Below are 26,789 nucleotides of genomic sequence, written 5' to 3'. Positions count from 1 at the left end.
TATCAAGTCAAGGCAGTCCTTTCCCCTCTGAGCAGCGTTCCCGATTCGTCGGAAGGGAGGGGCTGCCTTGTTTTTGGCCCGCTCCTGCTTCCATTGCAGGTGCAGGCGCTCGCTCACTGGACCTTGAGGAGCTGACGCTCTCTTTCTTTGGATGGTGAGCGCTCCTGCAGGAAGCGCTGTCTGAGCTGGCGCTGCAGGAGACGGCTCGCGACCAGGGAGAGCGCCATCAGAGCGACTAAGATGAGACAGGCCGGGAGCGTATACTGCTGGATCAGGGCAACGCCCCAGCGCCAATGCTTTCCTAGGACCATACCGATGCGAATGATGGCAACGCACCAGAGGAGGGAGCCGAGGAACATGGCCAGGAGAAAACGCTGATAGACCAGACGCGATATGCCTGCCAGAAAGCAGGCAAAGGGGCGCACATAGGGGGTGATTCGGGAAAGAAAGATCATCCAGGCCCCTGCGTGCTGAAACCAGCCTTCCGCCACGCTCGCTTTGCTCTCATCAAGGTGCAGCAATTTCATTAGACGCAGGAGCGCCGGACGTCCTCCCCGTTCGCCAATCCAGTAGGCCAGACAGGCCCCCGCACAGCTCCCAATAAGCGCCGCAGCCGCCAATGGCCAGAAATGCAGATGGCCCAGCGTGACCAATGCCCCGGTCAGCAGCAATAGTGTGCTGTTAATCACCGGGATACCACAGCTTTCTAAGAAGAGAAAGAGCGCGACAATCCCATAGATAGCCAGCGGATGTGCTTTAAAGAGCACGTTGTCTATCAGGAACTGGATTAGTGCCTCTAGCATGTTCTTCCTTTCTGCTTAGACCAAACCATACCAGCCAATTCGTCAGCCAACCGCACTCCGCCTGTCCTCTGCGCTACGCCTCCCTCTTTGGAGAGTATACAACAGAAAAGGCTCTTGCCTATCAATCAGGCAGCGATCACGAAACTACTTCAAGCCGAGTCGTTGTGTGCCCTGCTTACTCCACCCATAAGACGGGGGCATCGGCGAGAGGGTTGCAACCTCTGGCCCAAAGCGGTGAGTCTTTCTCCTCTGCAACAAAGTTGGTCTGGCAACGTATCATCTAAGCGAATGGCTTGCTTCGCCGCGAGGGGAGCGCACAAGCAAGTAAGCAAGCAAGTGCAGTTCTCCAGCGAGACAGCTTGTCACAGTTCGAGACAGCAGCGGACTCGGCAAACCTGGCAGACCACAGATCAGAAAGAAGGTCGCATACGAGAGAAAAACTCGGCGCCTTCCGTTCTGTTTGTCTGTCTTTCTTTGTCATGTTTTGCTGAGATGCTCGCTGTTTCGCGAATCTGTTGGTCACGTCGATCGAGCTGCTTATGTATCAGGTTTGAGCACTGTCACTCTGCACAGAAAGAAAGGAGTTACCTGATAGATGACCGCCGTCACCCCGGCCTCCAGAGGCCAGCGCCTGCGGCGGCCTACACGCGCCGAGGCCCGCTTTGCCCTGGCAGTCTTATTAGCGATTAACATGCTCAATTACGCCGATCGCTATATCCTGCCGGCGATTCTTCCACGCGTTCAGCACGATTTAGGGATCAGCGATTTCGAGGCTGGCCTCCTGAATTCAGCCTTCCTGCTCGTCTACGGATTGACAACCCTGCCGTTGGGTATCTGGGCAGATCGCACGCTGCGCAAGCACATTGTTAGTCTCTGCGTCGGCCTCTGGAGTCTTGCTACGGCTATCACCGGGCTAACCCGCAACTTCATCCAACTCTTCATTACGCGCTCGATCCTCGGTATCGGCGAGGCAGGCTATGCACCTGCTTCGCTTTCGTTGTTGGGGGACTATTTCCCGCGCGCCCAGCGTGGGCGTGTGCTTTCCTATTGGGCGGCTGCAACCTTGATCGGCTCAGCGCTGGGCTTCGTGCTCGGCGGCCTGATCGCCGACACGCTTGGCTGGCGCTGGGCTTTCTATGTGGTTGGGCTGCCAGGATTGCTAGCCGCTTTTCTGGCCTGGCGCATGTACGAGCCTGCACGTGGCACCTTCGAGGAGGAGGAACCCGAGCAAGCAGCTCACGGGGGTTCTGCAGCCGCTTCATCCGCTGTGGTGGCTGAGGGGCATGCCAGCCTGAGCGGCGATTTCTGGCGCCAGGCCGGCGCTATTCTGAGCATTCCGACCTACTGGGTGCTACTGGGCGCACTCATCTGCAGCTTTTTTACGATCGGCGGTACTTCGGCCTGGCTCCCCACGTACCTGTTCCTCGACTTCCATCTGAAGCTGAGTCAGGCGGGCCTGCTGGCCGGCGCCCTGCTGGTTGGAAGTGGCCTGGTCGGCACGGTGCTCGGTGGCTTTCTGGCCGATCGCGCTCAACGCCGCTTCGCCTATGGCCGCTTGTTGGTAGCCACCCTGGGTTTCCTGATTGGGGCACCTCTGGCCTTGCTGGCTCTCCTCTTTCATCAGCTGCCTCTCTTTGTGGCGACACTCTTCGTGGCAGGTGTGGCCCTCAACTTCTGCACCGGCCCTCTGAATGCCGTGATTCAGGATGTCGTCTTGCCAGAGATACGCGCCACAGCTTTAGGGCTGGCTCTGTTGCTCGCTCATCTGCTCGGCGATGCCTCGGCACCTGCCCTGATCGGCCTGCTGAAGGAGCACAGCTCTCTCCATCTGGCCTTGCTGAGCACTGCCCCCACGGCTCTGCTCCTGGCTGGTCTGATTTGCCTGGTGGGCTTGCGCACGGTAGCGCGCGATATGCAACGGATGCAGCGTACATTAGAGGAACGCCGTCAACAAGCGTCAGAGTAAGGTGAGCATCGCTGTGGCGAGCGCGGGTATGTATGGGGAAGACCGATGATTAAGAGAGAGGAGGAAGGGAAAGGCAGGCTAGCAGGGAAGGTAGAGATAGGGCAGCGATGAGGACCCGGCTCAGCGAAGAGCAGCAAAAAGGAACGCCCCGCAATGCGGGGCGTTCTCACAAACCTGGAGCGGGCTACGGGATTTGAACCCGTGATCTCAACTTTGGGAAAGTTGCATGTTACCGCTACACCAAGCCCGCGTTTCACTCTTGACGGCAATTATTATATCCCCCTCTCCGGCAAATGTCAAGAGGGGGAAGGCCTCGGATTTTTCTCTCCGGCAGATAGAAGCAAGCGACTTTGTCTGTGGTATCATGTCAACCAGGGAAGCCTTTGGCGTCCGAGGGTGCTCCGTGAGAAAGGCGGGCGGCGAAGGCAACGGCGAGGGAAGCAGTGAGCGCCAGAGGACCGTGAGCATGAGCTACGAGGGATCTTCCATTTGGTAAGCAGCATGCACGAGAGGAGGCAAACATGGGCCTGCTTTCACGTTTGGCCCTATTGCTGCGCATCCGCAGTAAGGCCGCCCTTGAGCGGGCAGAGGACCCGATTCAGGTGCTCGATTACGCTTATCAGAAACAGGTGGAGCAGCTTCAACAGCTCCGCCGCGCCGTTGCCGATGTGGTCACGAGCGAAAGACGCCTGGAGCTTCAGCAGAGCGAGTTACAGCGCCGCGCTGAGCGCTATGAGCAGCAGGCTTTCTCTGCACTGCGGGCCAATCGCGAGGATCTGGCGCGTCTGGCCCTCGAGCGCCGAGAGCTGTTGCTTGCTCAGCTCAATAGTTATGAGCAGCAGCTTGGACAGGTACAGGCCCAAAAGGAACAATTGATCGAGTTGGAACAGCGGCTAAGGATGCGCATTGAGGCATTCCGCGCCCAGAAGGAGGTTTTAAAGGCCCGCTACAACGCCGCTCAGGCCCAGGCGCGTCTCGAAGAGGCCCTCGCAGGGCTGAACACCGAGACGACGGAAATGCGGCTTGCTCTGGAGCGCGCTCATGAAAAGTTGCTGATGCTAGAGGCGCGCGCAGGTGCTCTGCACTCTCTCCTTGAACAGGGGGCGCTGGATAGCTCCGCCCCTCTCCCAGCCAGCTCTGGGGATGCCCTTGATCATGAGCTGGCGCGTCTCGACCAGGAAGAACAAGTTGAACGTCAGCTACAATTACTGAAACAGCGTCTTCTACTCGATAAATCGATCTCGGAGGCACAAGGTCAGCTTCCCCCCGGGGAGCCGTAAGCGAGCGCTCCCAGTCACTGTCTGGTTGGGCGCCAGAGAATGCGACCTGGTGCTCACTCAGCGATCTGATCTTCTCCACAAGGTTGGTTGCGGCTCCCCTTGCCTTGCCTTGTCGCTCCAGCATGGACCGGCTGGCAGCCCTTGCTCTCCCGTAAGAGGAGAGCAAAGGTCAAGGCAAGAGCCGGTCTTCCTTCGCTGAGATCTAGCTGCTCTTCTTCTCTTTGGCTTTGCGCGCTTTGTAGTAGGAGCGAGGCTTAGGCCGGCGCGTTGTATCCTCATACGCTGGTGGGGCCGCTTCTTCGCGAGCCATCAGCTCAACCTGGGAGTGATCGCCCATCAGCTCCTGCAGGTCGTTATAAATATCGTAATTATCGATCACATCAGGCATACGTAGCATATGCCTTAAAACTTGCATCTGTGAGACCTGGGTCCGGTCGTACTTGGTAGGCTCGGCACGCTTGAGCAGCTTCTCTACCAGGGCGATGCTGTCTTCATGGGCCCCAATGCTGTTCAGGCGCTCATGTATGACCTGCAATTGTTCGTATAAGTTCATGAAGGCCTACTCTCTTTCTAGGGTAGCGGCTACCGCTTGCCGTTTATCAACCTCTATTATATGTTACTTGAACGAGCTGAGGAGTGACTCATCTTTCCCAGAAGGGCAACGAACTATCGCGGCTGGAGTATCAGCCCGCGCTTGCTAATAGCGTGAGCCTGGAGAGAAGGCCAGAAGCGGGAGAGCTTCCTGCTTCCATAAAAAAACGGCAGGCGAGCCGCCGTGTGAGTAAGATAAGGAAGGGAGGTGGGCGCTAGACGCTCTTCCTTGAGCGTTTGGAGCGACACGCCAGCGAGCCGCTCGCTGGTAGCGTGGCGGACGTGGGAGCGCGCTTAATGATCAGCACCTCACCAGCGAACCGCCCCGCCCGGCTTGAAGCCAGTAAGCCAGGTCACCACTTATCGCACCACGGCGCCGCGGTGATTCTGGTGATTGCGCCGCGCGCGCCAGGCGCGTCGGGGAGGATCAACCAGCCAGCTCCAGGCACACTGAGCCACATAGACCCCCAGTGGCAGGCGAGGAGTAGGTACCTCTTGGCCACCGGGGGTGGCTCGCCGCTGGACAATGGCCTGACGCAGCTCCTCCGCTGTCTGTCCGGGGAAGAGCGTATAGGCTACGCCTATATGTTGCCAGAAATGGGCATCGCTGCCGCCTACCTCGCCAAGTTGCCACTCCTGGTTAGCCAGGCGCACCATATGGCGCTGCGAAGCATTGGCCGGCGAGGGGTTATACATCTCCAGGGCATCGATACAATAGCCCTTGCTCAGTAATTCCTCGATTCTGGCCCGGCTCAGGCTAGGCACCAGGCGCCCGAAGGGATGAGGGACAACGACCAGCCCTCCCTGGGCCTTGATCTCGTCAATGGCCTCCTCTACTGGTCGCTGGGCACGGGGGGCTTTTTCGACAAACAGGCCTAGCAGATGGCCATCACGCGTAGTGACTTCGACCCCTACCACCAGCTCAAGAGGCGGCGCCGCCTCCTGGCCATCGGAGCCACGCGCCTGCTCCTTGGCCAACAACTCAGCCACACGCCAGGCCCCTTCCAAATGATCATGATCGGTGATCGCAATGAGGCGCAGGCCACGACGTCGGGCCTCTTTGATGACTTGAGCCGGGCTGGCCCAGCCATCACCCAGGTTGGTATGCATGTGGATATCTGCACGACTATATCCAGCAGCGGTCATTAAAGTTGTGGCGCTGGCTGGGCTCGTCTTGTGATTATTGGCTGTCGCAAATGAGAGTTCCTTCGTCACCTACAACTCACTCCTTGTTGTGCTGTTCCTCAGAATAGAGCGGCAGCGCGATGTAGAAGGTCGAGCCTTCGCCAGGGATACCCTCGCTCTCCATCCAGATCGAGCCACCCATCGCCTCGGTCAGCTGACGACAGAGATAAAGCCCTAACCCTGCACCGCGCTGCATACTGTTGAGAGCGTTGGGTAGGCGCATGAACCTGGTAAAGAGGCGCGCCTGATCTGCTCGCGAGATCCCTGGTCCCCAGTCCCGCACCGCAATCAGGGCAAAGGCCCCCGACGGCGGCTTGGCCGGACGGTACTGGTCCGCCAACGAGGGGAGGCAACAGAGTTCTTCCCAGCTCAGACGTCGCGCACTGATGGCTACAGGCGACCCCGCCGGCGTGTACTTGAGCGCATTGCCAACGATGTTGAGGAGAATCTGACGCAGCCGCAGATCGTCGGCCCACACCTGTAGATCCTCTGGTACCTCTATGTGTATGCGCCGCTCCTCTCGCACCAGGATTGGCTCCAGGATCTCCAGGATGAGCGTGACAGGGCGAATGACTTGCACCGGCTCCATTTTGAGCATAACGCGATCTTGGTCAATGCGACTGGCGTCCATGACGTTGCCAAGCAGCAGGACTAGTTCTTCACAGGCCCGGCGCGCGTTGCTGATAAAGCGCGCTTTGGCCTCCTCATCCAGGGATTCCCCAAAGTCTCCCAGGAGTTCTAGATAGCCCTGGATGGCCGTCAGTGGGGTGCGCAGCTCGTGTGAGGCGGTCATGAGGAAGTGATTCTTGAGGCGCTCCGATTCTTGGGCCTGCTTGAGGGCTTCGCGCAATTCTGTATAGAGCTGCGCGTTATTCATGGCAATAGCAGCCTGAATGCCAATCTCTTTCAACAGCTCTAAATGCCGCTGCGTGTAGGCATGGGGACGATAGGATTGCACGGAGAGCAGTCCCAGCACCTTTTCTCCGTAACGCAGCGGTACAAACAGGATCGATTCCGCCGGTCGGTTACTCCCTAGCAGATTCGTCTCCTCTTCGCTGGCAGTGAGTCCGGCGAATTCGAGAAACTCGCGGCTGGTCGTGATGAGGCGACCGACAGGCTCGTGAAAGAGAATGTTGTGGGTCTGCGGCAAGATGAGGCCGAACTCGACCGCTGGATACTTGATTCCGTCATCAATCAGGAACTCCATGACCAGCTTTTCGCCATCAGCGGCGCGCACGTAGCGGGCAATATAAAAAGCATCGACGGGCATCATGGGCGCAACTTGCTCATAAATGGTCTGGTAGATGCTCTGCAGGTCCCCTGGATCTTCGGGGGCCGAGAGCGCGCGACCGATCTTGACCAGGGCTGCCCGTTCTTCGCTATGCCGCTTTAGCTCCTCGTAGAGCCGTGTGCCTTCGATGACAATCGCTGCCTGGTTGGCAAACAGTTCAAACAGTTCCAGGATCTCCTGCGTTGGACGCAGGCCATTGAGGGGCGAATCGGGGGTTAGGAAGCCAAGCAAAGAGTTATCAGCCCCTCGTAGGGGGACGATCAGCAGGTCCTCGACGTGCCATTCGGGGCCCAGGTCTGGCTCACTTAAGGGGGTGGAATCCAACGGCACCGCCTCGACGCGATCATCGACGATGATGAAGAAGCTGGCGAGGGTCGCATCGCGCCAGATGGGGTCGCCCTTGGGAATAAAGTAGGAGTTCCCTATACGGTAGCGCTCACAGATGAGCTTGTTGACTGCTTCTTCGGGCAATGGATGCTCCAGCAGATAGCGATGCTGCTCCGGCGAGAGGCCTGCCGAAGCTCTCGCCTCAAAAAAACCAGCCCCGTTGTTGAGATAGAGCGCGGAATAACGAAAACGTAGCGCCTTGCAGGCAGCTTCCGATACGCGCTGGAGCAGCGTATCGGTGTCCATCCCTAGACGTAATGAGGCTCCTATATCAATAATGTGACGGAGCAGCTCGCGCTGTTGCTGCTCTAGGCTGCTCTCCTGCTGCCTGGCTGATCGCTGTTTCACACGATGCTTTCCCCTCTTCATGCCTGAAGACGAGACGAGACCCGCGAGTCAAGCTCATTATAGCACAGTCTCAGCAACCTCTGACAAATACGGCTCTCATCCCAGTTGAGAGGCCGCTTGCATGCCTTGCCATCGTCGGCAATGGCTTCTCTGGCCGCTTGTGGAAGCGGCCACTGAACCGACTTGCCTTTGCAGCGTAGAGACAGTATGATAAGCGGGCCGAGAGGGCGATGCTCTCTGTCCCCAGAGAAGTCCCCTCAGCAGAACAAGTCATCTGTCAGCCAGGTAGCTATCGGTAGGTTAGGTAGAGATTCGCCTATGCAGATTGCCAGTCCTGCTAATCCACGGCTGAAAGCGATTCGTGCTCTTCGCCAACGCCAGGAACGGGAGCGCAGCGGTTGCTTTTTCATTGAGGGCATTCGCCTGGTGGCCGAGGCTCTCCAGACAAGAGCCACAATTGAAACACTGGTGGTGGCTCCTTCTCTGCTGCGTAGCGACTTCGCGCGCTCGCTGGTGGCGGAGGCTCAGGCAGCCGGCATTTCCATCCTGGAGGTCAGTGAGGCGGCCTTTGCCAGCCTCTCACAGAAAGAGGGCCCCCAGGGTCTGGCCGCCGTCGTACGTCAGCGCTGGCAGCGCCTGGAGGAGCTTCAGCCCGCTCCTGGTGACTACTGGGTGGCTTTGCATGCTGCCCAGGACCCGGGCAATATCGGGACCATCTTGCGTACGGCGGACGCGGCGGGAGCTCGGGGGGTGATCCTGCTTGATCATTGTGCTGATCCCTACGATCCTAATGCTGCCCGCGCCAGCATGGGCGCGCTCTTCTCCCAGACTCTTATTCGCGCCAGTTTCGCCGATTTCTGTCGCTGGAAAGAGCGGACAGGCTGCTTTGTGATCGGCACCTCCGGGGCCGCAGCGACTGACTATCGCTCGCTGCGCTACCCGCTCCCTCTGGTCCTGCTCATGGGCAGCGAACGCCAGGGTCTTTCCACTGAGCAGCAGGCCAGCTGTGACGCTATGGTGAGCATCGCGATGGTGGGCCGCAGCGATTCGCTCAACCTGGCGGTCGCCACGGCCCTGGTTCTCTATGAGATCTTCTATCAGCTTCGCGCATCGCGCGGCTCTAGCTCCTGACGGCCTCTTCCGGTTCGCTGACAGACTGAGGCGCTGTAGCTACCGGCTCAATATGGACAAGCGTGGTGTGAAAAGTGCTGCCGCCATTGAAGTCCGCCAGGCGATCGGAGGTCAACCAGTTGATATTGCGCCCATCGGGGCTGAAGCGTGGCCACCAGACTGAGCTAGCTGCCAGTACTCCGGGACGCACCTCGTCGCTTACCTCGGCAAAGACCAGACAGCTCCCCCTCTCATTCCAGAGGCGCACCAGTTGACCATCCTGGATGCCGCGCGCGCGGGCATCCTCTGGATGGAGGCGTACACTGGGCCGACCTTCTTTCTGGCGTAAAGTGGCCACATTGCCAAAACTGGAGCTGATAAAGTGGTGCGCTCCCGGCGAGACAAGGACAAGACGTTCGCGCTGGTCATCGGTGCGCGCGGTAAAGGGCGATTCGGCGTCGGGCACCCAATCGGGGAGGGGGTCATAGCCTAGCTCCGCCGCCTGCTGGGAGTACAGTTCGACTTTGCCAGAAGGGGTGCCAAAGCGCCCGTCGGCGAAGGGAATGCGCCGCTCTTCGGCTATGGTCAGGGGGACCCATCCTTCGCATTTGAGTCGCTCCAGGGTGATACCCTCCAGGAGAGCTGAACGCGCCGCCGTGGCTTCTAGCACGCCCCGAATGACGGCTTCCGCATCTTCTTGCAGCCAGGGTTCTTTGAAGCCCATCGCTTGCGCCAGCCCGCGCATCACATCCCAGTTACTGCGCGCCTCTCCCAGGGGAGCAATGGCCGGCGCGTTGTATTGGAGCGCCAGATGCCCATAGGCTTTGTGGAGATCGGTTTGCTCAAGTTGGCTGGTTGCCGGTAGTAAGATGTCCGCATAGCGCGCTGTATCGGTTTCAAACAGGTCGTGGACCACGACGAAGAGGTCATCGCGCTTGAGGCCCTCGACGATTTTGCCGGCGTTGGGGGCGGAGGCCACGGGGTTGGCGTTATAGACATAGAGGGCATAGATGGGGGGATCTGCCTCGCCGGTGAGCAAAGCCCCTAGACGGTTCATGTTGAGGGTACGCGGGGCGGGCGGACAGGCCGGATCGTGCTCGTGTTTGACGGCTTCGGCATCCCACTGCAGCCAGTCGCTGGTACTGTACATGACCCCTCCGCCAGCTAGTCCATACTGACCAGTCAAGGCCGGTAGACAAAGCAAGGCGCGGACGGTCTGCCCGCCGTTGGTATGGCGGTTGATGCCATCAGTGACGCGCAGCATGGCCGGCGTGGTCGTGGCGTAGGTCACAGCCAGCTCCGTGATGGTCTCGACCGCCAGGCCCGTGATCTCTGCCGCCCGTTCAGGTGGATATTGCATGATGCGCGCCCGCAACTGCTCCCAGCCAATTGTATGGGCCTCGATCCAGGCTTGATTATGCAAGCCCTGGGTGACGATGACATGCATCATGGCGAGAGCCAGAGCCGCATCGGTGCCCGGATATGGCTGAATATGGAGGTCAGCGGAGCGGGCTGTCAGAGTGCGCACAGGGTCAATGACGATGACCTTGGCTCCCTGGCGCTGCGCTTGGCGCAAGAAGGGCATGATGTGCGGGGCCGTGCTCGCTGGATTGCTGCCCCAGATCAGGATCAGCCGACTCTGGAGCAACATTTCTGGCGAGGGGGCCAGACGCCAGCCAATGGTGAGGCGTACGGCCTCCTCGGCGGCATAGCCACAGATCGCGCGCTTGAGTCGCGAGGCCCCCAGGCGGTTCCAGAAACGCGAATCCGCCACCGCCCCATTCACTAATCCCAGGGTGCCGGCATAGCTATAGGGTAGAATACACTGCGCCCCGTGTTCAGCAATGATCTGTCGCCAGCGCTCACTGATTTCGGCAAAGGCCTCCTCCCAACTGATGCGCGTAAAGGAGCCGCTGCCCTTTGGCCCCTTGCGACGCTGGGGATAGAGCAGGCGCTCAGGATGATAGACACGCTCAAGATAGCGGTTCACCTTGGCACAGAGCCAGCCGCGGGTAATTGGGTGATCAGCTCGCCCGCGGACAGCTAGCGCTCTTCCCTGCCCGTCAACCAGGGTCTCAAGAGCACACCCATCGGGACAGTCATGGGGGCAGGCACCGTAGACCACACGGACAGATGCCTGCGCCGTTTGTTTCCTTTCATCATCAGCCGAAGAAGACACGACCATGTGAAACAAGCTCCTCTAACAGTCCAGAGATCGCCGGCTTACTTCTCTCCCGCTCGCCCCTGCTTCTGCTCCTCTCTTCTCGCTGTCTGCTGAGACAGGCGCCGGCTTACTCTTTTTCGATGCGAAACACTAATTCCCCAGGGAAGGCGAAGCGCTCAAGCCGCCAGCCGCAATCAGCGACCAGGGATCGAAAGCGCGCTTCATAGTAGGTCGCCATTCCACGTTTTCCACCCCCAAGGCTCTGCCCCGGGAAGGAAACCAGCAAATAGCGAGCCTGGATAGCCTGCAGGAGCCGCAGGCCAGCCTCTGGCTCGATGTGCTCCAGACAGGGCAGCACTTTCAAAACGAAGGCCAGATCGACGGCGAGGTCCGGCGGCGTCTGCACAATATCACAAACCGTCGCCTCACCAGGCACCCCCAGCACCTTTAGCACCTCCTGCAGAAAGGAGGCCAAATCTTCATAGATGTCACAGGCGTAGTAGTAACAGGTGCTGCCGCCGGATCTAAAAAACGGCATCCAGGGCAAGGCCAATGGATGGAAACCACAGGCGACATCAAGCACGCGCCTCACCGACGGCAAATCAGCTAGCAAGCGCTCATAAAAAGTCGGGAGCACAGCGAGCCGCTCACGGGTTGAGGTATGCCAGGACATCACCCGGCGACAGGCCGCTCGTAGTTGCTCCTGATCGTTGCTCTCGCGTGCCAGGCGTAACTCTTCCAGCCAGCGTGCATATGGCGCCTCTCCAGCCAGGTACATCCCAGCGATCTGATGCAGCCGGCGCTTGGTGGCCTTAATCGCCTCTTCCAGATTGGCGCGGCGGGCCAGCTCACGGGCGCCCACATAGGCGATCGTTCCCCCATAGAGAAAGCGATACTTGCGGCTCGCCCGTACCGCCTCAACCAGTTGCCTGAGCTGTTTGCTGCTCTCGCTGCTCTCGCTGCTCTGCCACTTGCTGACCATGTAACAGCACTTCCAGGCGCTGCATTAGCTGCACCATAAAGCGTAGATTATGGATCGTCGCCAGGCGCAGAAAGAGGGCATCATTGACCTTAAAGAGATGATGCAGATAGGCCAGACTATAGCGCGAGCAAGAGAGGCAATCGCAGAAAGCCGAAACAGGTCGTCGCTCGCGGCGCAGGCGTTCATCGCTGAGATAAACATAGGTCAACCACGACCCATCGGGATCAAGGCTACTTGTAGCGGGGTCCTCTGTAAAGCAATACAGCCGCGCGTGGCGAGCGTCCCGCGTTGGCATAGCGCTATCAAAGAGATCGTAGCCCATCCGGGCGCAGGCCACCACATTGAGAGGATGGCCGATGCCCAGGCCATGCAGCGGAAAGCGGGCCGGAATCAGCTCGCGCGTCCAGGCCACAATCTCGCTCAGCAACTGACCTTCACTATCCAGTGGCCAACCACCAAACCCAAAACCATCAAAGCCGATCTCCAACAGAGCTTCAGCACAGGCACGGCGCAGCGCGAAATCGCCCCCTCCCTGCACGACCGCGAACAGCAGCGGACGGCGCTCGGGCGGCAACTTCTTCTGCTCCATCAGGCGCATGAACTCAGCCTTGCTGCGCCGTGCCCAGGCAATCGTTCGCTCAACCGACTCGCGCTGTCTGGAAGGCGGCTCGTCAACGTGAGTGCAATCGTCCAGACAGACCACGACATCGCTGCCATAGCTGCTGACCTGCAACTGAATGCTCTTCTCGGGCGTGAGCAAGAAACGCCGCGCTGCCCCTTCCGGCTGAAAGGTCAGTCCCTTCTCTGTCAGGTGGCCATAGCGAGCATTCTGACGAATCAAGGAATAAGCCTGAAAGCCACCCGAATCGGTCACAATGGGACGCCGCCAGCCGCTCAGAGCATGCAATCCCCCGAGAGCCGCCACCGCCGAGGAGCCAGGGCGCTGCATGAGATGGAAGGTATTCATAACGACCGCCTGGACGCCACACTGCTCCAGATCAAGGCTGTCAACCGCACGGACTACCCCATGCGTTGCATCGGGCAAAAAGGCTGGCAAGGAGACCGTCCCATGTGGAAGGGCCAGCGCAACACGCTCTTCCGCACTCATCATCACTATGCCGCTCTCAACAGGCTATGTACTGCTACGCCCTGCCATTCTTCAATGCCAGTACGATACCATAGGGCGGGGGCCCGGGTCAAGTTAGCCCGCCCCAGAGCTGGGCGTTAGCTGGTCACCGAGGCCCTCAGAGGTGAGCCAGTCCAGAACGGCATCGGGCATGTGGACAACGCTATCCTGGCGTTGTGAGCAACGCGGCAGCGAATGTAGGATTAGCTGTCCGTATTCCTTCGAGATCAGGCGCCGATCAAAAATGATGACACTGTTGCGCTTAGGGCTGCTCCAGGCCAGGCGATTGAGGGTGCGGCGCAGGCGAAGTGCGGCGACAGGCACCGTCATCTGATGAAGCTGGTCGGCATATTGTTCGGCCCGCGCCGCCAATGGAGGATCGTTGAGGGCCGGCATAGGCAGCCGGGTAATAAACAGACAGGACGGCAGCGTCGGTAGCTCCTCCACTCCCTCCCAGAAGCCTCCCGCCCCAAAAAGCATCACCCGTGGCTGCTCAGCAAAAATCTGCCAGAGCTGGCGCGGGGAGCCATCGATTCCATGCCCCAGCAAGAGAATGTCGCGCGCCTCTAAGGCTGCTTTAATAAAAGAGTATGAGCTGCGCAATGCGGCGTGAGAGGTAAATAAGACAAGGATCTGCCCCTCTAGGGCCTCCGCCAGCTGCAGGATGGCCTCATCGAGATGCCGTTGATATTGAGGCATATTTGGCTCAGGGACGTCATTAGGGATATACAGCAGTGTCTGAGCACAATGATCGCCTTCCAGCGAGTAAGCCGGGCAGTTCTCCATTTCCAGCGCCAGTCGGCCCCGCGCAAAGGAGAAATCCCCAGCCACGGCCAAGGCCACGCCCGCCAGGATGGTAGCCCGTTGGGGATGGAAGAGCAGGCGCTTCAGCATGGGCGCGATCTGGATCGGCTGCCCATAGAGAGCAGGAGCATGCTCCTGCGCTTGCTCGACGGCTGCCGCAGAAGAAGCGGCTGTCTCTAAACTCCGGGGCAGAGGATGAAGGGAAGCGGGCGGTACGCGCAGCCAATAGACCATCTCACCTTCCGCCAAAGCGAAGGCGTGATCTCCCTGTTCCTTGAGGGTCCGCAGGCGCTGAGCGCTGATGGCGAACTCCGCCGCCAGCGCATCGACTAGCAGTCCTCCTTGCTCCAGGCGGGCGCGTCCGCGAGCGCTTATCAGCAGTAAGCGTTCCGCTTCCTGAGACAACTCGATTACCGTCTGCAGATGCTGCGAGAGCTGGCGCCAGGCATGGGCAGCCTCATCCCAGCTCTCTAGATTCAACAGCGAACGCTGGAGACGCAGGGCCTGATCAAGACGCTCGGCAAAGCGCGGATTGGCGTTCTGATTGCGCGCGGTGGAAGAACGTCCACGTTCATGGCGCGTCCCCTGGCTGCTCGCCGGCGTATGCAGGGCTTCATCGAGCAGATGGGTCAAGGCCCCGAAAAAGTGATTGGCAGCTCCGCAGGCCTGGCGCAGAGCCTGGAACCACGAGAGCAGCCGCATATCCAGCTCGGCCCGCGTCACGGTGGCAGAGGGAGCGACGTTCAAAGCATTTCCAACGGGGAGGCCTCCCCCTTCTCGTAAGACCGGAGCGGCCAGCGCGAGCAACCCCTGATAACGCCCATTTTGTAGCTCCATTCCCAGGGTCTGCAGCAGCGCTAGCAGGCGCCCATGACTCAGCTCTACGCCACTGCGACGGGCCCACTCTTCTTCGAGCAAATCAGCGTCCAGAATGAGACGATAAGGGATCTCGCGCAGGAGTGAATGAGAAGAAGACAAGTCATCAAGCAGCCCTGCATGGGTGGTGATCACAATCTGCGCGGCCCGTACCCGCTCCTCAGCCCGCTGATAGAAGCAATACCCCTTGCGACGATACGCACAGCGCTCATAGATGCTGCCCAGGCGCTCATCGCTGGCTACGAGGCGCTCTCCTCCCGAACAGATACGCTCCCAGCTCGGGACCTCATGGGGCAACAGCGTCAGTTCTCCCCGCTCACCGGTCAAGGTCTCCTGGGCCCAGAGAGTGAACTTGGCAAAAGCGCGGGCTTCCTCCGAGCGCGGGCCATTCCCTAATCGCACCTGGGCAGCGCCAAACCAGCGATGCAGACAGAGGTAGCCATCACGCTCGGCCAGATAGGCCACCGTGAAGCGCGCGCCAAGCTGCTCCTGTAGACGCGGCAGCAGCGCATCTCTGATGCGATAGGCGGCATGAGCAGAAGCGCAGGTAATCAGCAGGCGGGGGCCAGGCTGCTCAGCTTCACTAACTCGCGTAGCCACATGCTTCAGCCATTCGAGCACAGAGAGCAAGAGAGGTAGATAGTCATCGCTACCAAGAGTTGTCTCGATTAAAGCTGTTCCAAAGCGAGCCAGTGTCTCGTGTAGGAGGTGCTGCACTGCCTCGTAGCCGCTGAGGCGTTCACGCTCACACTCTGAGCGTCTGGCCTCGGCCAGAACCAGAAGCTCAGAGCCAGCCTCCGGCGAGAAGAGCGCCGAGGTCAGAGCCCGGCTAGCGGAGCCGGATTCGGCCCCAGGTGAAGGCCGGGATGGGCGAGCTTGCTCGGCCGAAGAGGCAGTAGCCGACGTAGGGAGCGGTGGCCCGGCACGCGCTACCGCAAACGAGAGCACTCGCGGGTCCATGCCTAACTGAGCGGCAAAATGCTGGCCGAGGCTGCCCCAGATAGAGCCGCGCTGCTGCCCTTGCTCTCGCTGACGCTCACGCCATTCCTGGCGAAAGAACTCCAATAATGGCCAATCGGGAGGGGCATCGAGATGAGCAAGCTCCTCAAGAGCCGCCAGATCAATGGCCTGCAGACGCTCATAGAGGGCCAGGAAGACATGCATGGCCAGCAGGGTATCAGCCATTGCCCGATGGCGCTCCGGAGAGCTGGGAACCCCCAGAAAGCGCGCAACGTAGCCCAGGCTGTAGCTTGGCAGCGAGGGGAGTAAGACCGAGGCCAGCTCGAAGGTATCGATCAGCTGATTATGATAGGCTAATCCCTGCCGGCGTAGGAAGCTGACATCAAAAGGGATGCTGTGTCCGACTATCGGAAAACTGCCGACAAACTGCTGTAGCTTGCGGGCAATCGCCTCAAACGAGGGCACACCGATCAGCTGGCGGGGAGTAATCCCCGTCAGACGCTGCACCCGATATGGAATAGAGCGCCCTGGAGCCACCAACGTTTCAAGGCGATCGAGGATCGTCGTGCCCTGGAACTTGACCGCAGCCACTTCGAGGATGGCATCTTGCTCCACATGCAGGCCGGTTGTTTCCAGATCAAGCGCGACCCGGATAGGCGGCTTTCTCCCCATAGAAAATCTTTCTCTCCTGCTTGCTCACTCGCTCTCTTGCAGAACCTGCTGACACGCTCACGCAGCCTCTCTAGCCACGAAATCCAGCTAGGGCCAAGAGTCGAGCAGGTCGGCAGAAGTAGCGAAGGGAGGCCAGCTTGCGAGCAGTTTCCGTGCCAGTTGAGCCGCCCTTCCCCGGTGACTGATGCGATGCTTCTCCTCCGGGGGCAGCTCGGCTGTGGTCTTCCCAAGCTCGGGAACGAGGAAAATCGGATCGTAGCCAAAACCGTTGCTGCCGCGCGGCTCCTCTGCGATCTGGCCTTCTATGACCCCCTCAACCGTGCGGCAGTAGCCCCAAGGCTCGGCTATCGCGATGCAGCAGCGGAAACGCGCCGTGCGTTGCTCTGGCGGAAGCCCCTGGAGGCGCTGCAAGATTACGCGAAAGCGCTCCTCATAGGGGGTCTCCGGCCCCAGGAAACGGGCCGAATAGATGCCAGGCGCCCCGCCCAGGGCATCGATTTCCAAACCAGAATCGTCAGCCAGTGCCAGCAGGCCTGCAGCTTGCGCATAGGCTTTCGCTTTTAGCTCGGCATTCTCGCGGAAGGTTTGCCCGGTCTCCTCTACCTCCAGCGTCAGACCAATCTCTGCCGGAGAGACCAGACGAAAAGGCAGATCCTGGAAAAGCGCGCGCAATTCTTCTAGCTTGTCGCGATTCGACGTCGCGAGTAGCAAGCGCCGTGATGCCGCTTGAATGGGTTGATCCCTGGTTTCGCGTTGCTTCATCGATTTCAGACAGCTACGGAGCAGACGCAGGCGGGAATACTTATCTTCTTTGGCGCCACTGGCAGGAACCGCTTCCCCTCACCCTGATCCTGAGAAAGCAAGACCTTCTCAGGCCCGTTCGCTCCTTGTCGCAGGCGGATGATATAAAATTTGATCCCATATTACCATACTGGGGCTGCCTTGTCGAGAGGAGAAAGGGCTGTTAGGCGCGCTGGCACCTGTCTCGCGGGTCCGCCGGCGAATATGCTCCAGGCTTTTGGACCCCTCAACTTTTTCGCTATCCAAAACGTATCTCTCTTAGAGGAACAAACCATTCGACTGTCGAAGAAACGGGCACCAGGCTGACCTGGATGAGAGATGATGAGAGACAGCAGCAATAGATACAGCAATGCCGCTGTAAGGCAAGCAAGACGAGCAGGCAAGACCGGATTTTTTCCTGGCTGGCGGGAGCGCTGGCCTGACGAAGCAGGCGCTCCCGCCTCTCAGCTCATAGGCAGCGGATCAGGGCCAGCAGAAACGCGGCAGAGGCTGCCTGCTCCTCCTCAGCTAGAGCCGCCGCTCCCTGCTGGTGGTTTTACCTATCTTCTCCGCGCCCTGCGCGAGTACGATGGGCAGCTGTATCATCACTCGTTGCGCGTCTATCTGCTTGCAACGCCGCTCCTGCAAGCGCTCCAGTTGCCGGCGTCTGAGAGTGTCCTGATTGAGCTGGCGGCCCTCTTCCATGATATTGGGAAGCTGGGCCTACCCACCCAGCTCCTGCATAAAGCGACCGCCTTGACGGCTGAGGAGTTTGCGCTCATCAGAACCCACTGTCTAAAAGGGGCCTTGCTGCTGAGCCGCCTGCAGGCTCCTCAGGTCCTGGTACGCACTGTCTACCACCATCATGAACGTTGGGACGGCCACGGCTACCCGGCGGGACTGGCCGGTGAGGCTATTCCTCTCGGGGCCCGTTTGATCGCCATCTGCGATGCGTTCGCTGTCATGACAAGCGGACGTAGCTACCAGGCTCCCCGCACTCCTCGCCAGGCTTTGACAGAACTGCACCGCCATGCTGGCACACAGTTCGATCCCCTCCTGGTTGAGCTTTTCTCTGTGATTTTCAATATCCGGGAGGAGCTGCATCAGGCAGTAACAGGGCCATTAGCTGGAGCAGTTCCTCTAAATCAAAGGGCTTGCGCAAGAGATAGATACCGCGACGGCGTAGCTCTTCAGGCGGTAGGTCATCCCAGGCCGTGATCAGCACCGTGGGCACGTTTCGCATCGTCTCGATCTCCTGGAGACGGTCGTAGAGTTCCAGACCATGCATACGTGGCAGCCGATAGTCCAATAAGATCAGCGCCGGCCTCACGTGGGGGGCTGCGTAGAGCGTTAGCTCGCTTTCCCCAATCCACAATGGGCGGTAGTCTGTGCGTTCCAGGATGACCATTTGCAGCAGCTCGCTGACATCACGGTCGTCATCGATGATGAGCACCGTTTTGCTTTGCTTCATAACCCAGCCTGCAACTACTCTAGGCAAAGCTACAAGACGACATGCCGCTAGAACAAGATTCCTCTTCTCTACTCCTTCGATAGAGACGCACCAGCCCCGCAGGAGGCACAACTCCTACAGAGAGTACTATCTTAAGCTTCTCTGGCCCCTCGTCTCGGGCCATCCCTCCCGGCCTACCCTGCCAGACCTTTGCCAGCTCTCCACTCTCGCTTATGCTCCCCTTCTTCCCCCACTCTCTCACCTCCGCGCTGATTTCGTGGCTGCCTCTGCCCTGCTCCTGTGACCGAGCTGGCAGAGACTATTTTCTTGCGTCTTGAAGAGGAGGACGCTCATAGCGCTTGAAGTGGATAGCGCTTGCGCCAGCAACTTCTTTTTTCTTTGCCATTGGCCGGGTCTGGGGTCGAGGATCGCTCAGCCGCCGCAGCCTTCTTCCCTTCGGTCCGCCTCCCAAACTGGTGCTTGACAGCAACTCCAAGCCAGAGTATAATCAACAGCGGTAATGGTCCAGTTGGCCAGTTTCATCGAAAGCAGCCACGCTGGATAGTTGCCAATGTTTCGCCAGCTTTTGCCGGTGTAGCTCAGTGGTAGAGCAGCGCCCTCGTAATGCGCAGGCCGTCGGTTCGAGTCCGACCACCGGCTCTTTTTTTTGCCAGTTGCTTTTTCCCCTGTAGCCTATCCTCCGCCTGGTTTTCACTCGCCGCTTAACCCCTGCCAGTCGGCCTCACTGGCGGCGAACATACTGCCAATGGCGGCAATAATGAGGCAGAAGCAGGTCACTCCCCCAATGATATACCACCAACTGCTGTTAGGAATAAGCGTCGGAATCCAGGAGAAGACCAGAGAATCTACCACGGCAAAGAGCGCTGAAAGCAGGCCCAGTATTACGCTTCCCCAGAGAATCGGAGCGGGGAAGATCAATTGAGCGTGGAATGCCTCTCGATTGCGTAAGGCAAACATAATCAGATTGGCGAAGAGAAATGAGGCAGAGGTAGCCCAGACAAGCGTTGAAGAGGCGAGCATCACATTGTAGACTTCCGTGGTCAGGTCAGCGGGTGAGCCAACATGCACGATCAGAGGGGCCACAATAAAGATGAGTGTGGTGAGCACAATCGCAACAATCGTTTGAAAGAGGATAGCCCTGGCTGGAACTCGGCTGCGGTTGAGGCGTCCCACACCCACAGGGAGGCGCTGGTCAATACCCGCCACCAGGAGCAGGCGGGCATAGCTGCAGTTATAAGCGACAATGGCGGTGAAAAAAAAGATGATCAGGCAGACCGCCAGGAGATTGCCGGCGACCTTGCCGAGGCTAAGATCAACGGTGGTCACTAATGCCGGTAGGAGTGCACCGCTGGTCGGCCCTTCGACAATGAGCAGAGCGGCGGTGGCAATCAGGTAGCCGAGCAAGACCACCAGCGGCCCCCAGCAGAGATGACGCGTCACGACGCGCCGATGTTTTACCTCACCAGCCATGTTGAGCGGCGTCTCAGCTCCAAGATAGGCCAGGATGACCAGACCAAAGGTAGCGATGTTGCCACCTCGGGGCGCCAAGTTGGGAAGCCAGGCTTGAATCTCACCGAAGTCGCTCAGAGGAGCATGGCCGCTCAGGAGCCACCAGGCCGCCGCTCCCCCTAGCAGAGATACCGCCCCTATGCTGGCAGCCGCGGCTACTATGACAACATTGGCCACGGTTCGAAAGCGCTGGAGCGCCAGCAGACCCGCCAGAGCGAGCGTACCGATGATCACTAGGCCTTGCTGCCAGGGCGACATGACCCATTGGCGATTGAGTCCCTGGATAAAGGCCAGCACATTATTGGCGGCACTGACCATCACTAATACCCCAGGGAACCAGGCACAGAAAGCTGCAAAGAAGCTCCAGTAGCCCCCAAAGGCTTTGTGGGTCCAATTATATAGCGATCCCTCATACGGAAACATCGCACCTAGTTGGGCGGTGGCAATCACACTAGGTAGAAAGAAGACGAAGGCGCCTATGACCAGATAGGTCAGCGCCGCCGGCCCCGCGGTGCTGGCCGTGTTGCAGTTGGTAATGAAAAAGACAATGACGATAAAAAAGGCGGTCATTTCCAGGGTGCCTAGCACCGCTGGCATGGCTTTGACTACATATTCCTCTGAGGCCAATGGCCCTTGAGCATCACGCCACTTGCTACCCTCTGAGTAAAGTGCCATGAGCTTCCTCCCCTGACCGAACCTTTCCACCCACGCCGACAGCAGCTCCGCTGCTGCTCTCCTCGTCCCTTTCCTTCCTTTTCTACCTCCGGCTAGATGGCACTGGGTCCGCTGTTCTCTATGCTGAGTTTACTGCTTTATGCAATTTTTGCAAGAAAAGTAACACAAGATTGGCCAATTTTAGCTAAAATAGAAGATATTATATTTACCAATCTTTAGAGTGGGAAACGAGCCGGGAGAGCGTACCCGCACCAGAGCGGTTCCTCTCCCGGCTGGGATGCGGCGGCCAGGCAGTCAGGAGTCGGGGGAAGGCGCCTGCCACCTGGCTGGCGGAGTTTCCAGGCTAACTAAGACACATCGCCGCGTACGATTCGCCCCATTTTTTCGTAGCGTTCGGGGTCGTGGCGTGCCAGATAATTAGCGTAGAGCAGGCCGCAGATGATCCAGGCCAGCACGAAGAGAGGTAAGATATTGGTCGGGAAGGGGGTCGGGGCAAAACCCAAAGCGGTAAAGAAGTCTCCGATCGCTCCTGGGACGGCTGGCATGACGAAGGAGGCCAGCGGGATCAGCAGCACTACCGAGCTGAGCAGTGGAGCTACGATATGGCGCATGATCCCAAAGCTAGAGCGATCAAAGCGCCAGGCGAAGAGGGGGGCCGCCAGGTTCACCATGATGTAGACGATAATGAAGGCGATCGTTCCTGTCGTTGCCAGCCAGCCATAAGGAGCCAGGCCGTCTACTGGCTGGTAGCCGTTGCCTGGCAAGCCAAAGCTATAGTTCGCTGTTCCAGGCTGCTGCGTTACCAGGGCGAAGAAGCCGATGAGGAGACAGGTGAAGAGTGATTGCGCCACGATGGCAATATGGGGACTACGATAGCGCGGATGCGTCTTACCGAAGATGGACGGTAGGATGCTTTCTCTCCCCATAGCATACAGGTAACGGACCATGCCATTGTGAAAGGCAAGGCCACAGGCAAGAGCACTGGTGCTAATGGCGACGATCATGAGAGCCTGCAGCCAGCCGCCGACATAGTGGGTGGCCAGGGTGTAATAGGCAGTGGTGGGATGAGCGGCAAATTGATCGACGGCATGTTGCCAGCCATAGCCAATGGTGGCTGAATAGGACGTCCAGACATAAAGGATGATCAGGAAAGCTATTACACTGAAGATGGCTACTGGTACGGCCACGCGCGGATTGCGTGCCTCCTCTCCGTAGACAGCTCCGGCTTCGAAGCCAACCCAAGACCAGACGCCCAGGGCCATGCCTATGCCGATGCCTAACATGCCGCCCGGCGTCGCCCCTTTGAGATCCGCACCCGCAGCGCTGAAGGTATGCAATAGGTCATGCCCGCTCGCTCCTCCACGGAGACAGATGACCAGGTCTAGGATGACCAGGACGCTGATTTCGAGGAGCAGGAAAGGGGCCATAGCAAAGACCGACCATTTGACGTCAAAGTAGGAGAGCAGAAAGATGAGGAGTGTTCCGATAAGCGCCCAGCTGACCCAGCCACCGGGAAGGTTGATATGAAAGTAGGTGGCAAATGAGCTGTTGGTGTAGGAGCCAAAGGCCCCCATCAGCGCCGCTTCAAAGAGGGCGTAGCCCCCCATCATGAGCCAGCCCGCCTGGAAAGCTGTGCCTTTCCCAAGACTATGGCTAACCCAGGTGTAAAAGCCGCCCGCAGAGGTGAGCCGCCGTGAGAGATAGACTATGGAGACCCCTAGCAACAGCAGCCCAATCCCCGACAGGAGGAATACCAGCGGAGAGGCTGCCCCTGCTTGCTGGGCTATCGGCGGTACGTTGAAGAGCATGGCCGAGATGGGGGCCGAGCCGGCGATGCAAAAGTAGAGCACACCAGGCAGGCTAATGACGTTCTTATGCAGCTTGTCAACGTTGGCTTGATCAACATCTATATCTCCTTCAAGCAGCCCTTTCCGTACCAATTCATTTTGCGTCGCCAAGGTCACACCTCCATGAAAACGTTTCCAAGCAGCGCATCGCTGGTAATGGTCGGTACGCCGCTGGATAGGAGAGCTGCCGGCAGGCCCACCTGCCCGCGCGCGCACCTTCTCTACGAGCCGGCTCACTGGTGAGGGATCTCTGTTCTCTTCTTAGTCAGGCTAGCCTGTTAACCGGATAGCCTTCCAGGCATGGCGGCCGTGTCTCGCCTCCCCTGGTGCTTCTGTCCGTGATCTGCGATCCCTTCGATAGGCAGTCTACTCAGTCTTCAGAGGGACTGCTATGCCGCTCTGTCAATTAGGAGTATTTGCTTACCGTCGGTCTCTGGCGCGAACGATTGGCTAGCCTCGTGAGGCGGTTGGCAGGTTTCTGGTCCCCGGCAGCCGTCAGGCAGGCGTTGGAGCACCAGGCCAGCCAAAAGAGAGGCGCGGGAAACGCCTCTCCAGCAAGGTCAGGAGCTGAGAGGGCGCTCCGCGTCTCGTGATGGCGGTGTAGCTCCGGTGGCCAGGTGGCCCCGCATGGCCCACCAAGACGGGCCGTTGTCCCTGTCATCCTCGTCGTGCTGGGCTCCTGTCAGACGAGCGTCACAGGGGGAATGGTGGACAGCTTTCGCGGAAGGCTTTTACCTTGCTATCGACATCCACCATATTCATATGCATCGCTGGTGGCACCATCAAGCTAAGGGTCAAGATCTTGCGATTAAGTTCGCGCAGGGTCGCTTCGTAGTCGCGCAGCGCCTGGGCGAGGGCCGCATTAAAGGCCCGCTTCTCGCTTGGGAAGGGTGGAACACGCCGCCTGGCTAGCCGCTGACGGCGCTCGCGGAGCCTGGCCAGCCTGGCATCCGCCTGCTCCAGCTCACTGCGAATCTCCTTTGCCAGCTCGATCTCTTGGGGAGCAAACCCATTGCTTTTGAGCAGGTGATAGGCCAACTCCTTGTCACGGGCATAGGGATTCTCATCCAGGCGTAGCGGTTTGCCCATGCCTGGCAGATGGTCAAACAAGCCTCGCTCCTGAGCTTCGCGAATCTGGTCCTCTACGAAGTCCCGAAAGCGCCGCTCATCATACCCCTGCTTGACTCGCTCGCTCTCGCTCTCCTGCTCTTCCTGTCTCGGCTGTCGCTGATAAAAAGATCTCTTGGGCTCCATGTCAATGATGCTGTCCTTGTTATGCTCTGCTGACGATCAGCCTTCAGCGATAGATGGCTTCTCGGTTTGCCTCTGGAGGTGGGTTGTAAGGCATTGCTGCACAAGATCATAGACGGCACTCAGGGACATGCTATGTTCTTGAGCCAGGCGCCGGCAGCTCTCGTATTCGGGCGCTGCGCTTACAATGCGCTTGCCCAGGCGCTTGACCTTCACCGTCACTGGCCCCAGCGGCGTGGGTAGTTCCTCCTGGTAACGCTGAGCCTTGAGGCGTTGCATCTGCTGCAAGCGCACGCCGAGCGTTCCTGTGGAGCGCAGAATCAGGGCTGCTAGCTGCTCGCTCTGTTCTGGCAAGGCTAACACGCTCAGCAGGGTGCCGGGTCGATTCTTCTTCATCTGCAAGGGTGAGAAAGCTACATCGAGAGCTCCTGCACTCAGCAACTCATCCATCAGGGCCCCCAGTAGCTCCGGCGTTGTATTATCCAGGTTACTTTCGATCAGGGTCACCCAATCGCGATCGAGCGCTTCGCCAGCCTGCCCATCTATTTGCTCAGCGCGGCCCAGGCAGAGGCGCAGACAATTGGGCCAGGGCAGTTGACGATGGCCAAAGCCGTAGCCTACCTCTTCAATCCGTATAGCGGGCATCTCGAAGCGCGCAAGCGTAGCGAGAATCGCTGCGCCGGTCGGCGTTACTAGCTCTCCCTGGGCCGGGCAGGGTCGCCAGGGGGCCGCCACGCGCCGGAGAATCTCCAGCGTTGCTGGAGCTGGGACCGGCAGGAGTCCATGCGCTGTCTCAACCGTGCCAGTGGTCAGTGGCAACGGCGAAGCATAGAGTTGCTCGATCCCGAGCAGGTCAATAGCGATCGCTGCTCCGACGATATCGATGATGGCATCAACAGCTCCCACCTCATGAAAATGCACCTCTTCGGGAGATACACCGTGCACGCTCGCCTCTGCCTCTGCCAGTGTCCGAAAGATTGCTAGCGCTCGCTCTCGCACCCGGGCGGGGAGCGGGGCTTGCTCCAGCAAGCGACGGATCTCAGACCAATGGCGCTCTGGTTGTTCAGGGTTCTCTAGCACCACTTCAAAGCGCTGGCCCTGGATTCCTCCCTGCTTGACCACTTCTCTTCTGAGCTGATAGCCCTCCACTGGCAGCAGAGCTAGTAGCCCCTGCAGGCTCTCCCACGAGAGTCCGGCATCAAGCATGGCCCCGATGAACATGTTGCCGCTGATCCCTGAATAGCAGTCCAGATAGGCTATCATTCATCCTCCTTGTTCTAAATACAGCCCGAATGGCCGTCTTGTAGCCTCAGCCTCTGCTTTCTCGTAGAAGGCTATTCCGCGCTTGCGAAAGCAGTTGAAGCAGACAGCAACAGTTTTTTTTCTGTTTGGCTAGATCCAAGAGTATAATTAAGAGATTGGCAAGAGACCATCTTCGTTGTCCTAGAACAGGACCAGCCACTCATTCTGAGCCTTGTCCGAAGGGGTCTTCACGGTGAAAAATTACATGGCCATGCTTCACACCTGCCTGCGCCTCTTTTGCGTTGTGCTGGTGATAATCAGCTTGTTGAATCTCATTAGCCTCATCATAATACCATTCCTTTTTAGATCATCTAATGCCTTTATTTACAGTAACCTTATCTTCGCTATAGTCCAGATCCTCATCGTCGGCTGCGCTTTCCTTAAGATAGGCAGCGAAGTGCGGCATATCGAGCACGAAGACCGACAGCTTCGCCAGCAAAACGAACAGCTCATCGAGGATCAGAAGAGCCGCGAGCAGCTCCTGTTTATTCTCAACCACGAGGTTAGAACACCGCTCGCCGCTATTAAGGGCTACGCCGAGCTGCTGCGCTGCTACCGCGAGCAGATCTCTGGGGAGCTTTGCGATCAGTATCTTCAGCAAATTAATCATGCCTGCGATGAAGCGACTTTCATCCTCGACTCAATTATTCTCCCCCAGCGCTCCGGTGAATCTGGTGGCGTTGAGCGCCTTGACTTGAAAGAAGCAGTGCTTTCTGTATTGGCCTCCTTCGCCCCTCGCCTGCAATTCGAACAGCGGGAGCTTGAGCTGAAGCTGAGCAAGTGCGATGTCATGGCACAGCCCTTACAGCTGCGCCAGGTGCTTCGTAACGTACTCAACAATGCTCTTTCCTACTCCAGTCCAGGTAGTTGCCTCCACATCACGCTCACCGAGACCAGGCCAGCCAGTGCACCACCACTTATAGATACGGTGGATCAAGGAGAACGACGCATCTATCTTGCCATCCGCGATGAGGGCGTCGGCATCCCTCCCGAGGATCAGCAACGTCTCTTTCAACCCTTCCAGCGGCTAGAGACGGCTCAGCGACTGGCGCCCCAGGGCAAGGGTCTTGGTCTCTACCTTAGCAAGCGGCTGCTTCAAGAGATGGGTGGGGAGATCTGGCTAGAAAGCGAAGGGGTCGCCGGCAAAGGGACCTGTGTCTGGCTGAGCCTGCGTCAGGTTTGAGATGCGCCGTACTGGCGCTCGTCTCCACTACGAGCCGGGCAAGCCTGTAAAGGCTGGGGATGAGCCGTTCCAGGGTCTTCCCCTCTAAGGGAGGATCGAGCCTTCTCAGCGATGGGGCTTTCGCTAGCCCCCCAGCTCCTTCCTGACTCCAGCAGCATTCCTCTGCCATAGCTCGGCGGCTTCTCCCCAGCAGTCGTTCTGGCCGCTATCCTCGGCCCACCTTCGA

Annotated in this window: 18 protein-coding genes, 2 tRNA genes and 1 pseudogene; 6 read left to right on the top strand and 15 right to left on the bottom strand. The window is 58.8% G+C overall.

The annotated features are described in order from the left end of the window. Positions 1 to 113: 113 nt before the first annotated feature. On the bottom strand, positions 114 to 803 hold the full coding sequence (locus AC6H1L_RS17505; protein ID WP_497598754.1) for a DedA family protein: 690 nt from the start codon (positions 801 to 803) through the stop codon (positions 114 to 116). A 595-nt stretch (positions 804 to 1,398) separates the two neighbouring features. On the opposite strand from AC6H1L_RS17505, the gene AC6H1L_RS17500 reads away from it, so the two are divergent. Beyond that, the gene (locus tag AC6H1L_RS17500) at positions 1,399 to 2,769 is read left to right on the top strand and encodes a spinster family MFS transporter (RefSeq protein WP_497598753.1); all 1,371 of its coding nucleotides are present in this window, start codon (positions 1,399 to 1,401) and stop codon (positions 2,767 to 2,769) included. 175 nt (positions 2,770 to 2,944) lie between these two features. On the opposite strand, the gene AC6H1L_RS17495 is transcribed toward AC6H1L_RS17500, so the two are convergent. Further along, positions 2,945 to 3,019: transfer RNA gene (locus AC6H1L_RS17495), tRNA-Gly, on the bottom strand. A gap of 271 nt (positions 3,020 to 3,290) precedes the next feature. Here AC6H1L_RS17495 and AC6H1L_RS17490 point away from each other — a divergent pair. Next, the gene (locus tag AC6H1L_RS17490) at positions 3,291 to 4,049 is read left to right on the top strand and encodes a PspA/IM30 family protein (protein WP_497598752.1); all 759 of its coding nucleotides are present in this window, start codon (positions 3,291 to 3,293) and stop codon (positions 4,047 to 4,049) included. A 202-nt stretch (positions 4,050 to 4,251) separates the two neighbouring features. On the opposite strand, the gene AC6H1L_RS17485 is transcribed toward AC6H1L_RS17490, so the two are convergent. The 3 genes from AC6H1L_RS17485 to AC6H1L_RS17475 form a co-directional block, all read right to left on the bottom strand. Then, a complete protein-coding gene (locus tag AC6H1L_RS17485) occupies positions 4,252 to 4,602 on the bottom strand; it encodes a hypothetical protein (RefSeq protein WP_497598751.1) in 351 nt (116 codons plus the stop codon). Positions 4,603 to 5,000: 398 nt separating this feature from the next. After that, positions 5,001 to 5,855: a CehA/McbA family metallohydrolase gene (locus AC6H1L_RS17480; RefSeq protein WP_497598750.1), complete on the bottom strand. Its 855-nt coding sequence runs from the start codon at positions 5,853 to 5,855 to the stop codon at positions 5,001 to 5,003. A gap of 7 nt (positions 5,856 to 5,862) precedes the next feature. Next, on the bottom strand, positions 5,863 to 7,851 hold the full coding sequence (locus AC6H1L_RS17475; protein WP_497598749.1) for a GAF domain-containing sensor histidine kinase: 1,989 nt from the start codon (positions 7,849 to 7,851) through the stop codon (positions 5,863 to 5,865). Positions 7,852 to 8,169: 318 nt separating this feature from the next. On the opposite strand from AC6H1L_RS17475, the gene AC6H1L_RS17470 reads away from it, so the two are divergent. Continuing rightward, complete coding sequence (locus tag AC6H1L_RS17470) at positions 8,170 to 8,982, top strand: TrmH family RNA methyltransferase (protein WP_497598748.1); 813 nt, start codon at positions 8,170 to 8,172, stop codon at positions 8,980 to 8,982. Here AC6H1L_RS17470 and AC6H1L_RS17465 read toward each other — a convergent pair. The 5 genes from AC6H1L_RS17465 to rdgB all read right to left on the bottom strand — a co-directional run bounded on the left by AC6H1L_RS17465 (position 8,972) and on the right by rdgB (position 17,307). Further along, a complete protein-coding gene (locus tag AC6H1L_RS17465) occupies positions 8,972 to 11,146 on the bottom strand; it encodes a molybdopterin-containing oxidoreductase family protein (protein ID WP_497598747.1) in 2,175 nt (724 codons plus the stop codon). The two genes, AC6H1L_RS17470 and AC6H1L_RS17465, sit on opposite strands and share 11 nt — an antisense overlap. Before the next feature lie 106 nt (positions 11,147 to 11,252). Next, positions 11,253 to 12,107, bottom strand: coding sequence for a class I SAM-dependent methyltransferase (locus tag AC6H1L_RS17460; RefSeq protein ID WP_497598746.1), 855 nt, complete (start codon positions 12,105 to 12,107; stop codon positions 11,253 to 11,255). After that, positions 12,043 to 13,218, bottom strand: a complete 1,176-nt coding sequence (locus AC6H1L_RS17455) for a tRNA-ribosyltransferase family protein (RefSeq protein WP_497598745.1) — start codon at positions 13,216 to 13,218, stop codon at positions 12,043 to 12,045. Before AC6H1L_RS17455 ends, AC6H1L_RS17460 begins: the two co-directional genes overlap by 65 nt. Before the next feature lie 90 nt (positions 13,219 to 13,308). After that, entirely contained in the window at positions 13,309 to 16,545 is a 3,237-nt protein-coding gene (locus AC6H1L_RS17450) for an exonuclease domain-containing protein (RefSeq protein WP_497598744.1), read from the bottom strand. An 87-nt stretch (positions 16,546 to 16,632) separates the two neighbouring features. Then, complete coding sequence (gene rdgB, locus AC6H1L_RS17445) at positions 16,633 to 17,307, bottom strand: RdgB/HAM1 family non-canonical purine NTP pyrophosphatase (RefSeq protein WP_497598743.1); 675 nt, start codon at positions 17,305 to 17,307, stop codon at positions 16,633 to 16,635. A 357-nt stretch (positions 17,308 to 17,664) separates the two neighbouring features. On the opposite strand from rdgB, the pseudogene AC6H1L_RS17440 reads away from it, so the two are divergent. Beyond that, a pseudogene (locus AC6H1L_RS17440) lies at positions 17,665 to 18,318 on the top strand (HD-GYP domain-containing protein); the annotation flags it as partial. 88 nt (positions 18,319 to 18,406) lie between these two features. Here the strand turns inward: AC6H1L_RS17440 and AC6H1L_RS17435 are convergent. Then, positions 18,407 to 18,796: a response regulator gene (locus AC6H1L_RS17435; RefSeq protein WP_497598742.1), complete on the bottom strand. Its 390-nt coding sequence runs from the start codon at positions 18,794 to 18,796 to the stop codon at positions 18,407 to 18,409. A gap of 567 nt (positions 18,797 to 19,363) precedes the next feature. Here AC6H1L_RS17435 and AC6H1L_RS17430 point away from each other — a divergent pair. Then, positions 19,364 to 19,435, top strand: a tRNA-Thr gene (locus AC6H1L_RS17430). 51 nt (positions 19,436 to 19,486) lie between these two features. Here AC6H1L_RS17430 and AC6H1L_RS17425 read toward each other — a convergent pair. The 4 genes from AC6H1L_RS17425 to larC form a co-directional block, all read right to left on the bottom strand. After that, positions 19,487 to 20,980: an APC family permease gene (locus AC6H1L_RS17425; RefSeq protein WP_497598741.1), complete on the bottom strand. Its 1,494-nt coding sequence runs from the start codon at positions 20,978 to 20,980 to the stop codon at positions 19,487 to 19,489. A gap of 347 nt (positions 20,981 to 21,327) precedes the next feature. Continuing rightward, positions 21,328 to 22,938 carry an APC family permease gene (locus AC6H1L_RS17420; protein WP_497598740.1) on the bottom strand — a complete coding sequence of 537 codons (1,611 nt, stop codon included), beginning with the start codon at positions 22,936 to 22,938 and terminating at the stop codon, positions 21,328 to 21,330. Positions 22,939 to 23,520: 582 nt separating this feature from the next. Beyond that, a complete protein-coding gene (locus AC6H1L_RS17415) occupies positions 23,521 to 24,081 on the bottom strand; it encodes a DnaJ family domain-containing protein (protein ID WP_497598739.1) in 561 nt (186 codons plus the stop codon). A gap of 36 nt (positions 24,082 to 24,117) precedes the next feature. Next, complete coding sequence (gene larC, locus AC6H1L_RS17410) at positions 24,118 to 25,341, bottom strand: nickel pincer cofactor biosynthesis protein LarC (protein ID WP_497598738.1); 1,224 nt, start codon at positions 25,339 to 25,341, stop codon at positions 24,118 to 24,120. A 232-nt stretch (positions 25,342 to 25,573) separates the two neighbouring features. On the opposite strand from larC, the gene AC6H1L_RS17405 reads away from it, so the two are divergent. Further along, complete coding sequence (locus AC6H1L_RS17405) at positions 25,574 to 26,563, top strand: sensor histidine kinase (protein ID WP_497598737.1); 990 nt, start codon at positions 25,574 to 25,576, stop codon at positions 26,561 to 26,563. Positions 26,564 to 26,789 lie beyond the last annotated feature (226 nt).

The organism is Thermogemmatispora argillosa (assembly GCF_059696725.1).
This window is presented reverse-complemented; position numbering and strand designations above follow the sequence as displayed.

Excerpts from the sequence above, each read along its gene's own strand:
- AC6H1L_RS17500 (WP_497598753.1), top strand. The coding sequence starts at position 1,399 with ATGACCGCCGTCACCCCGGCCTCCAGAGGCCAGCGCCTGCGGCGGCCT.
- AC6H1L_RS17470 (WP_497598748.1), top strand. The coding sequence starts at position 8,170 with ATGCAGATTGCCAGTCCTGCTAATCCACGGCTGAAAGCGATTCGTGCT.
- AC6H1L_RS17460 (WP_497598746.1), bottom strand. The coding sequence starts at position 12,107 with ATGGTCAGCAAGTGGCAGAGCAGCGAGAGCAGCGAGAGCAGCAAACAG.
- AC6H1L_RS17455 (WP_497598745.1), bottom strand. The coding sequence starts at position 13,218 with ATGATGAGTGCGGAAGAGCGTGTTGCGCTGGCCCTTCCACATGGGACG.
- AC6H1L_RS17450 (WP_497598744.1), bottom strand. The coding sequence starts at position 16,545 with ATGGGGAGAAAGCCGCCTATCCGGGTCGCGCTTGATCTGGAAACAACC.
- AC6H1L_RS17505 (WP_497598754.1), bottom strand. The coding sequence starts at position 803 with ATGCTAGAGGCACTAATCCAGTTCCTGATAGACAACGTGCTCTTTAAA.
- AC6H1L_RS17490 (WP_497598752.1), top strand. The coding sequence starts at position 3,291 with ATGGGCCTGCTTTCACGTTTGGCCCTATTGCTGCGCATCCGCAGTAAG.
- AC6H1L_RS17415 (WP_497598739.1), bottom strand. The coding sequence starts at position 24,081 with ATGGAGCCCAAGAGATCTTTTTATCAGCGACAGCCGAGACAGGAAGAG.
- AC6H1L_RS17485 (WP_497598751.1), bottom strand. The coding sequence starts at position 4,602 with ATGAACTTATACGAACAATTGCAGGTCATACATGAGCGCCTGAACAGC.
- larC (WP_497598738.1), bottom strand. The coding sequence starts at position 25,341 with ATGATAGCCTATCTGGACTGCTATTCAGGGATCAGCGGCAACATGTTC.
- rdgB (WP_497598743.1), bottom strand. The coding sequence starts at position 17,307 with ATGAAGCAACGCGAAACCAGGGATCAACCCATTCAAGCGGCATCACGG.
- AC6H1L_RS17435 (WP_497598742.1), bottom strand. The coding sequence starts at position 18,796 with ATGAAGCAAAGCAAAACGGTGCTCATCATCGATGACGACCGTGATGTC.
- AC6H1L_RS17425 (WP_497598741.1), bottom strand. The coding sequence starts at position 20,980 with ATGGCACTTTACTCAGAGGGTAGCAAGTGGCGTGATGCTCAAGGGCCA.
- AC6H1L_RS17465 (WP_497598747.1), bottom strand. The coding sequence starts at position 11,146 with ATGGTCGTGTCTTCTTCGGCTGATGATGAAAGGAAACAAACGGCGCAG.